We start from the raw sequence: 8,378 nt of genomic DNA on the forward strand, positions 1-8,378 counted from the left end.
GTGTTACTTTGCGATTCACTCATTGTATTTGAAAGCAAATTATAGCTAATAGTAAGGCCCGTAATTGTCATAACTAACAGAGCTATATAGCAAAGATAGAGTAGGCTTTTTAGTGAAGAGCGCTGCAGCTTTACTTTGTCGTTTTTGTATCGCGTAATTATAGTCTGTATAGAATTAGTTTTTTTCTGCAGTAGTGTACGTTTTGAATTAGACGTTTTATGTTCTTCTGCATCATCATGTTTTGTTAATTTTTTTAACGCTATAGGGTACTGCTTTGCTGTAAGAGCGGTAGATTGATGCAGTTCAACTCGTGTTATTAAGCCCATTTTTTTTAGTGACGATTCTGCTTTAACGGCTTCTATACTCGTTAGATTTTTTTTTAATGCGTAGGATTTACCATCAAACAACTTTATAGCAATAGTATGGGGAATATTTAAAAATTGGCTAAGTTGTTTTTGTACCAATGAAATATCGGCATGTTGCTGTAGTTGGCCATTAAAAATAATTTTAAATGTAGCGCTCACTTTAATTCCTTTGTTTTCATTTCCCTTAAGGAGCTTTTTTATCTATATACATAACATAAACTTAACAGATTAAGACTCTGTTTTCTATATTCCTCACTAATGATTTTTTATTAATAATTTAATGTGCTTAAACTTAATACAGTAAATGACTTTACGAGAGGAAAATTTGAAAGAAAGAGGGATAGTAGGTTACGTTTAGGTCACAGAACGCTGCTCACTAGGGGCTTATCGTCAAGGGATTCTATTGCTAATTTGTTAACTCTTATAGGCAATGCTTTGGTTTGCAGTTGTTGACGTGGTTAGAGGGTAAATTGTTTGGGGTCGCCTTATGGCTGTTGTGGCGTATCTAAATGATTTGTTCTTTTTGAATTAAATATTAGCAGCTTGTTTTGAGTGTCAGCTGTTTAGTTAACTTGCTAATAGTTGAAAGTGTTGCCCCATTAACGCTTTTGTTAATGGAGCACTTTGGCTATTTAACCGCAGATTTAATGGCAGTATCACCGTCAAAAAGTTCAAAAATACGGTTCTTTTCAAACGAATTGGTTGCGATATGCAGCAGTGCATTGGCTACATTTTCACGACTAATTTCAGCCTTATCTTGGTCATCAGGGCGCTGTGTTGTCACTTTCATTGATGCGCTTTCATTAGTGAGCGTACCCGGGCGAACAATGGTGTAATTTAAACCACTACTGGCAAGGTGTTCATCGGCCATATGCTTAGCAACTAAGTATGGTTTTAAATCACTTTCTATTGCGTCAGGGTTATCTGCACCTATTGAGCTGACCATAATAAAGTGCTTAACGTTATTGTTTTTTGCGTAATTAGCCGCTTTTGCTGCAGCCCATAGATCAATTAATAGTGTTTTGTCGTCGCCGGTGCTTCCACCAGAACCAGCCGCAAAAATTACTTGATCACAACCTTTAATAGCTTCACTAAAATCACCTTCTAAATCTTGCTCTACAATATTTAAAAACGGGCTTTCTAAATCACTTAGCTTAGTTTTATCACGAACAAGGGCGGTAACATTTTGTTCGTTCTTAAGTAATAACTCCGTTGTCATTTTACCAATTTGACCACTAGCGCCAATAATTAAGGTCTTACTCATAATTAACTCCTTTCACTTGTTAGTAAATGTATTTGCTTACAAGTAGACCTTGGGCTTAAAAATTGTTTTTAAAGGGCAAAAAGAGACATTAACGTATTAATTTTAAAAAACATTTAATATAAAAAGAGTACCTTAACTGAGTATGAAAATGAGTAGTTATATTTGTGTTTTTTTTATAATATTTTTTCAATCATTATACTCACTTCGGTCACATAGTTACGGTGGTATAAGCTAATACGTACTTTACGATTTTGGTAATTGTAATAAAGGGTGCGGTAGTTTTCACTGCCGGTTATCTTCAATGGGTCACCTAATTGTTGCTGATAAAAGTCTGTAATGGAGGAAATAGACTGCGTTAAATACCCAGTTTTAACAAGTGGGTATTCATCTGTTACTTCCATAGTTGTTACAAACTCATCTGGCACTGCAATATCAATAACATTTATGGCAAGTGTTTTAAACGAGGTAAACAATAACAGCGATAGTATAATTAATTTTTTCATTGTGACTCTTTAAGTTCCTTTTATTGAGAACAGTTTACCCAAATAGTGGGCTTTGTCATTTATATTTTATTACGAATTAAATCTCTTACAATAAAGCGAGCGGGGTGTATAGCTTGGCTTACTCGCTCGCTGAGTGGGCGCGGCTCGTTTGCTAAGCAGCTAATAAAATGTTCAGCACACAGTGGTGCGCTGCACAAGGCACGAGCTCCAAAGCCCGTAAAAATATGTAGCCCTTGTTGAGGGTGATTGAGAGGCAAATATTGATAACGCTTACCCAACCTCAGGTTTGCAAATGCATTTGTATAATCGCTTTGTTCACACCATTGCCCAGCCATTGGCAAGTGGTCGATGAATGTGCATCTTACTGCTGCTTTTGCAGAGCTTACTTTTCCTAACGTTGTAGCAAAGTCGCTATGATCGTAAAAGTTTATGAGTTGAGCACGGTTAGTTTGGTTATCCTCATCTGAAACATGGCGGCTTTTACTGTTTTTATCAAATGTAGCGCCCATGCAATGATGGTCTAAATAAGCTGGTGTAAAGTAGCCTTTATGGCAAAGTACCGTTTTAAGCTTTCGAGATTCAGGACTTGCTTGAACATGCGATACTTGCCCGCGCACGCCTACAATAGGAAGTGATTTTGTTTGCTCAAATGTGTCGCTGTGCTCACCAGCGCAAATAATAACATCGCTAAATGGGCCAAACTGTTGATTATTGCTTGTTAAAACCCAGCCGTTTGCTGTTTTTTCTATGTTTACTATATTGCAATTAAAGTGGCTGTTGTGGGGTATTAGCTTATTGGCTGCGCCTAGCATTGCATTAACAAGTTGTGGTGGATTAACCCAGCCACCTTGTTCAAAATAAACACCGGGGTACCCAGTTTTAACGCCGGCTATTTCATCGCCTTGCTCTGCGGTTACGTTTTGCATAAGTTGCTTTGGCCAAAGTTGCTTTTGAGCAAGGTTTTTGTGTTTATCTGCAAGGGGCTTTTTTACAGCATGTTGCAAAACACCACACCATTGGTGATCAAAGCTAAATCCATCATTTAATAATTGCTGATAAACGCGCTTTGCGTATAAAAAACTATGCGCAAAAAGTTCACTATGGGGTGAATCTTTAGCTTGTAAATGAGGATACACCGCGCCTTGCACATTATGTGACGCACCCATGGCAGGCTGCGGGTCTTTGCAGAATAATTCAGCGTTTATACCGCGTTTAGCAAGGCTGTATAAAATACAACTACTGGCTATACCGCCGCCAATAATAGCAACATTATTAAGTTTACTATCGTCTTGATTAAAGTAAGGGGGGGCTGACTGAGCCGTGTTTGCATGAGGTATTTGGCCAATTAGCATGTCTCTTTTTTTGCCAAAGCCTTTGGTTTTAATTGTATCAAACCCGGCTTCTATTAAACCACGACGAACAAAACCTGCTGCTGTAAACGTAGCTAGAGTTGCCTTTGCTTTTGAAATGTCAGCCATGCTATTAAATAAGCTTTGCTGCCACATTTCAGGGTTTTTGCTTGGGGCAAACCCATCTAAATACCAGGCATCTACAATCCCTGTTTGTGGGTAGCTCATTGTATTAATAGACGCGAGTGCATCGCCAAAATGTAAGTCGAGGACAATACGTCCGTTGTCAAATTCAAGTCGCTGACACCCTTGTAAATTAATAGGGTAATTGTTGACGAGTTTTTCACTTAATTTTTGTAATGTAGGCCACGCTTGAAGTGCTTTGCTTAAATCGTTAACTTTTAATGGGTATTTTTCAAACGAAATAAAGTGAAGGCGTTTTACACCTTTATCTAATTGATTTTGTGGTTGTTGACGTGCAATATGATCGTTAAAGTGTTGCCATGTATTTAAAAAATTTAACCCAGTACCAAACCCTGTCTCTGCTATTACAAAATGGGGTTGGTCATGAGTTTGTAATCGAGTTTCTATATTATTTTGCTCATAAAACACATAATGCGATTCGGCAAGACCGTCGTCATTCGAAAAATAAATATCACCAAAGTCATCAGCAAACGGTGTACCTAAATCGTTAAAGTGTATATGTGCGTTTTTAATCATAATGTTTAAATTTACAAAATATATTTTTTATTATTTTACGGGTTTTCTTTGTAATAGTCTGGCGTTATTTATAAGCTAGCAGTTCAGAGTACAAGTGTACGCTAGAAAGCTGACCACTTAAGTGATTAAATTCGCGTAAAATAAAACGCAATTAAGTATTAAGCTAAGGGAATCACCCATGAGAAGAGCCGTAATTACCGGTATCGGTGTTGTATCAAGCATTGGTAACAACAAAGAAGAAGTTTTAGAGTCATTAAAAACAGGTAAAAGTGGTATCGCTTTCAACCAAGAGTTTGCTGACTACAACTTGCGCAGCAACGTATCAGGTAAAATTGATATAAACGTTAAAGACCATGTTGACCGCAAAGCAATGCGCTTTATGGGTGATGCTGCTGCGTACTCTTACATTTCGATGACTCAAGCAATTGAAGACTCAGGGTTATCAGAAGAGCAAGTGTCAAACGAGCGCACGGGTATTATAGTTGGCTCTGGTGGTGGTTCATCTAAATGGCAAGTAGAAGCCGCCGATATTTTGCGTGAAAAAGGCGTAAAGCGTGTAGGCCCTTACATGGTGCCTCGCACTATGGCCAGTACAACTTCAGCATGTTTAGCGACTCCTTTTAAAATAAAAGGGGTTAATTATTCAATTAGTTCTGCATGTGCTACGTCGGCGCATTGTATTGGTAATGCGGTTGAACAAATTCAACTTGGCAAGCAAGACGTTGTGTTTGCTGGTGGCGGTGAAGAACTTCACTGGACGCTTGCAATGGAATTTGACGCAATGGGTGCACTCTCTACTAAATACAACGAAACACCAGAAAAAGCATCGCGCACTTATGATGCTAACCGTGATGGTTTTGTTATTTCTGGCGGTGGTGGCATTGTAGTTGTAGAAGAGCTAGAGCATGCATTAGCACGCGGCGCACATATTTACGCTGAAATAGTAGGGTATGGTGCTACATCTGATGGGTACGATATGGTTGCTCCATCGGGCGAGGGTGCTGCACGTTGTATGCGTCAAGCAATGCAAAATGTAGATAGCATTGATTATCTTAACACGCATGGCACATCAACACCTGTGGGTGATGTTAAAGAGCTTGGTGCAATTCAAGACGTATTTGGTGGTAACTCACCCATGATCAGTGCGACTAAAGCAATGACGGGTCATGCTCTAGGGGCTGCCGGTGTGCATGAAGCCATTTTCTCTTTGTTAATGCTCGAGCATGGTTTTGTAGCACCGTCTATTAATGTTGATGAATTAGACGAGCAAGCTGAAGGTTTAGATATTGTTACTGAACGCAAAGATGTAGAGCTAAATACAGTGATGTCTAACAGCTTTGGCTTTGGTGGTACAAACGCCACTTTGGTAATGAGCAAATACAAAGCTTAATTACCTACATTTGTTTTTGTCGGTTAAAAAAAGGTAAGCCACAATGGCTTACCTTTTTATTATAAAGGGAGTTATTCCCCCTTACTGTGTTCTTCGCGAGCTTGCTCAATTTCGTCAGCAATTTCTTGGGCTTTTTGCTTGGTTTTTTCTGTTAATTCACCTGCGGCTTCTTTACTTTTTATCCATGCATCGATAGCAATTTCCTTTCCATCGTCGTAAATATCTAAGCCCATGGCTTTGCTTTGTTGAAGTAACTCGTTTAACGACTCATCATTTTTAAGATCGTGTGTTGTTTCTTTTACTTCATTCCAGGCATCACCTAGTTTTTCTTGCATTTGAGCGCTTTTTTCTTTTGTTTCTTCTTTTACTTCTTTAGCGTCTTCACAACCGGTTAAAGTAATTAAAGTGCCTAATAATGCTAAACCTGCTAATTTGTTCATATGCTATCTCCTCAAGAGATTAATAGTTAATTCCAGATAATTATAGAGTAATGAAAATGAACGTTCCCGTAACAGAGCGGTTAAAGTTTAAATTAATGAACGAGCATGATTGGCAACAACTATATGAGCTTGATCAAGACCCTGCAGTAATGCAATTTTTAACGCGTGGTGTGCCTACAACTAAAAAACAAATTAGAGAAGAGGGGATACCGCGTATGCTTGCATACCGCAATGCTAAAAAGGGTTGGGGGCTTTGGTCTGTGACAACTAAAGACACCAATACATTTATTGGTTGGGTCCTTTTAAGACCTATGGATTTTTTTAGTGAACAACCAAACTTTAGTGATATTGAAATTGGTTGGCGCTTTAAACAAATAAGCTGGGGGCTGGGGTATGCAACTGAAGCTGCGAGAGCATTATGCGCAGAGCTCACCAAACAGCCCGATGTTAATTATATTAGTGCCAGTGCGTTAGCAGATAATATAAGTTCTATAAAAGTAATGAAAAAGCTTGGACTAACGTTTGTCAAATCTTACACGCATACTGATGAGCAGGGTGACTTACCTGCTGTTTTATATTCTAAGCGCCTAAAGTAAGACTAAAATCTGCACCCACAAGGATTGACCTAGCCATAAATGCTGTGCATAAATATGGGAAGGTTATACTGCTTATTATTTTTAACTTAACTTTTAAGTGAAACTTCCAACAACTAAAACAATAATTTAAGGACGTTATATGGGCTTATTTTTTTCGCCAACCAAGCTAGTGATAACGAGTGTACTTGTGTTTCAATTCAGTGCATTTCATGTAGCAGCCAAGCAAGTTGCGCAAAGTGCTGTTGCTATGCCTGACTCGTACAGTGCTGATACGGCTAAAAATATATTAGAGCTGGGCGGAAATGCCGTAGACGCAGCTATAGCAGCACAGTTTGTATTGGCTGTAACCCTGCCTGAAGCGGGTAACATTGGTGGCGGCGGATTTATGCTGATCCAAAAAGATGGTAAAAGTGATTTTATAGATTACCGAGAAACGGCTCCAAGCGATGCACACCGAGACATGTACTTAGACGAACAAGGCAATGTAATACCTAATAGATCTATTTATGGCATACACGCAAGTGGTGTACCTGGCAGTGTTGCGGGTATGTGGTTAGCTCATAAAAAACACGGTACGGTAGAATGGAAAAAATTAGTACAACCTGCAGTTACTTTAGCTGAGCAAGGTTTTATTGTGCCACCAAAACTGGCGCAAGGGGTTAGTAATTACATAAGCTATTTAAACGAGCAACAAATAGATGTTAACTTCGAAAAATATTTTGCTGGTTTAAAAGCCAATGAAAAATTTGCACAACCTGAGCTGGCAAAAACATTAAAGCGAATTCGCGATGATGGGCAAGCTGGGTTTTATGAAGGCGAAACAGCCAATATTATCGAAAAATTTATGCGTAAGCATGGCGGTATTATTACCAAAGCTGATTTAAAAAACTATACGGCTAAGTCGCGCACACCATTAAAAGCAAGTTGGAACGGGTATGAAGTGCTTACTTCGCCGCCACCCAGTTCAGGCGGTATTGCAATTTTACAATGGCTAAAAATGTATGAACTGCAAAAACTACATAACGAAGTGGCTCATAATTCGTCGTCTTACGTGCATTTGCTTTCTGAAATAGGTAAACGCGTGTTTGCAGACCGAGCAGAGTACTTAGGTGATCCTGACTTTTTTGATGTGCCAGTAAACGCATTAATCAATGAATTATATTTAAAAAAGCGTATGGCTGATATCTCATTAACAGCGATTTCAACAACCGAAAAAATAAAGCCCGGACTGAAAGAAAGCGAACAAACCACACATTTTTCTATTGTTGATAAAATGGGGAATGCCGTAGCAAATACCACAACTATAAACTTAGGGTTTGGTAGTGGGGTTGTAGTTGAAGGCGCCGGGTTTATTTTAAATGATGAAATGGACGACTTTAGCGCAAAACCGGGTGTTATGAATGCGTTTGGTGCGTTAGGTGGTAAAGCTAATGAAATACAGCCACATAAACGTATGCTTAGCTCCATGACACCGACCATTTTATTAAAGGATAACACAGTAAAAATGGTAACCGGCTCACCGGGTGGTACAACGATTATTAGCTCGGTTTACCAGTCAATTTTAAATGCAATAGAGTTTAATATGAGTGCAGAGCAGGTGGTTAACGTGCCTCGCTTTCATCATCAGCTGTGGCCTAAAAACGTTATACGTGTTCACGAGGGGTTAAATGATGCGGTAAAAGTAGAGCTTCAAAAAATGGGTTACACAATTGACGAGCGCCACTTTGGTGACATGCATGTGATTATTAATA

The 8,378-nt window shown here is 38.9% G+C and carries 7 protein-coding genes and 1 pseudogene; 3 read left to right on the forward strand and 5 right to left on the reverse strand.

The window, feature by feature from the left end; all coding sequences use genetic code 11:
- The 4 genes and pseudogenes from BCG07_RS00715 to mnmC form a co-directional block, all read right to left on the reverse strand.
- A pseudogene (locus BCG07_RS00715) lies at positions 1–524 on the reverse strand (hypothetical protein); the annotation flags it as partial.
- 469 nt (positions 525–993) lie between these two features.
- Positions 994–1,629, reverse strand: coding sequence for an SDR family oxidoreductase (locus BCG07_RS00720; RefSeq protein ID WP_138740452.1), 636 nt, complete (start codon positions 1,627–1,629; stop codon positions 994–996).
- Positions 1,630–1,802: 173 nt separating this feature from the next.
- Positions 1,803–2,132, reverse strand: coding sequence for a hypothetical protein (locus tag BCG07_RS00725; RefSeq protein WP_006793328.1), 330 nt, complete (start codon positions 2,130–2,132; stop codon positions 1,803–1,805).
- Positions 2,133–2,191: 59 nt separating this feature from the next.
- The gene (mnmC, locus tag BCG07_RS00730; protein ID WP_243533027.1) at positions 2,192–4,201 is read right to left on the reverse strand and encodes a bifunctional tRNA (5-methylaminomethyl-2-thiouridine)(34)-methyltransferase MnmC2/FAD-dependent 5-carboxymethylaminomethyl-2-thiouridine(34) oxidoreductase MnmC1; all 2,010 of its coding nucleotides are present in this window, start codon (positions 4,199–4,201) and stop codon (positions 2,192–2,194) included.
- Between the two features lie 178 nt (positions 4,202–4,379).
- Between mnmC and fabB the strand changes: the two genes are divergently transcribed.
- Positions 4,380–5,591 (forward strand): beta-ketoacyl-ACP synthase I, encoded by a 1,212-nt coding sequence (gene fabB, locus BCG07_RS00735; RefSeq protein ID WP_008126923.1) that lies wholly within the window; start codon positions 4,380–4,382, stop codon positions 5,589–5,591.
- Positions 5,592–5,662: 71 nt separating this feature from the next.
- On the opposite strand, the gene BCG07_RS00740 is transcribed toward fabB, so the two are convergent.
- Positions 5,663–6,031, reverse strand: a complete 369-nt coding sequence (locus BCG07_RS00740) for a hypothetical protein (RefSeq protein WP_286888072.1) — start codon at positions 6,029–6,031, stop codon at positions 5,663–5,665.
- A 50-nt stretch (positions 6,032–6,081) separates the two neighbouring features.
- Here BCG07_RS00740 and BCG07_RS00745 point away from each other — a divergent pair, with 50 nt between their 5' ends.
- Positions 6,082–6,627, forward strand: coding sequence for a GNAT family N-acetyltransferase (locus BCG07_RS00745; protein ID WP_203984254.1), 546 nt, complete (start codon positions 6,082–6,084; stop codon positions 6,625–6,627).
- A 139-nt stretch (positions 6,628–6,766) separates the two neighbouring features.
- On the forward strand, positions 6,767–8,378 hold a 1,612-nt coding region (gene ggt / locus BCG07_RS00750; protein ID WP_286888075.1), incomplete at its 3' end, for a gamma-glutamyltransferase.

Source organism: Pseudoalteromonas sp. ESRF-bin5 (genome assembly GCF_002632075.1).
Lineage (GTDB): Bacteria > Pseudomonadota > Gammaproteobacteria > Enterobacterales > Alteromonadaceae > Pseudoalteromonas > Pseudoalteromonas marina.

Excerpts from the sequence above, each read along its gene's own strand:
- fabB (WP_008126923.1), top strand. The coding sequence starts at position 4,380 with ATGAGAAGAGCCGTAATTACCGGTATCGGTGTTGTATCAAGCATTGGT.
- mnmC (WP_243533027.1), bottom strand. The coding sequence starts at position 4,201 with ATGATTAAAAACGCACATATACACTTTAACGATTTAGGTACACCGTTT.
- BCG07_RS00720 (WP_138740452.1), bottom strand. The coding sequence starts at position 1,629 with ATGAGTAAGACCTTAATTATTGGCGCTAGTGGTCAAATTGGTAAAATG.
- BCG07_RS00725 (WP_006793328.1), bottom strand. The coding sequence starts at position 2,132 with ATGAAAAAATTAATTATACTATCGCTGTTATTGTTTACCTCGTTTAAA.
- BCG07_RS00745 (WP_203984254.1), top strand. The coding sequence starts at position 6,082 with ATGAAAATGAACGTTCCCGTAACAGAGCGGTTAAAGTTTAAATTAATG.
- BCG07_RS00740 (WP_286888072.1), bottom strand. The coding sequence starts at position 6,031 with ATGAACAAATTAGCAGGTTTAGCATTATTAGGCACTTTAATTACTTTA.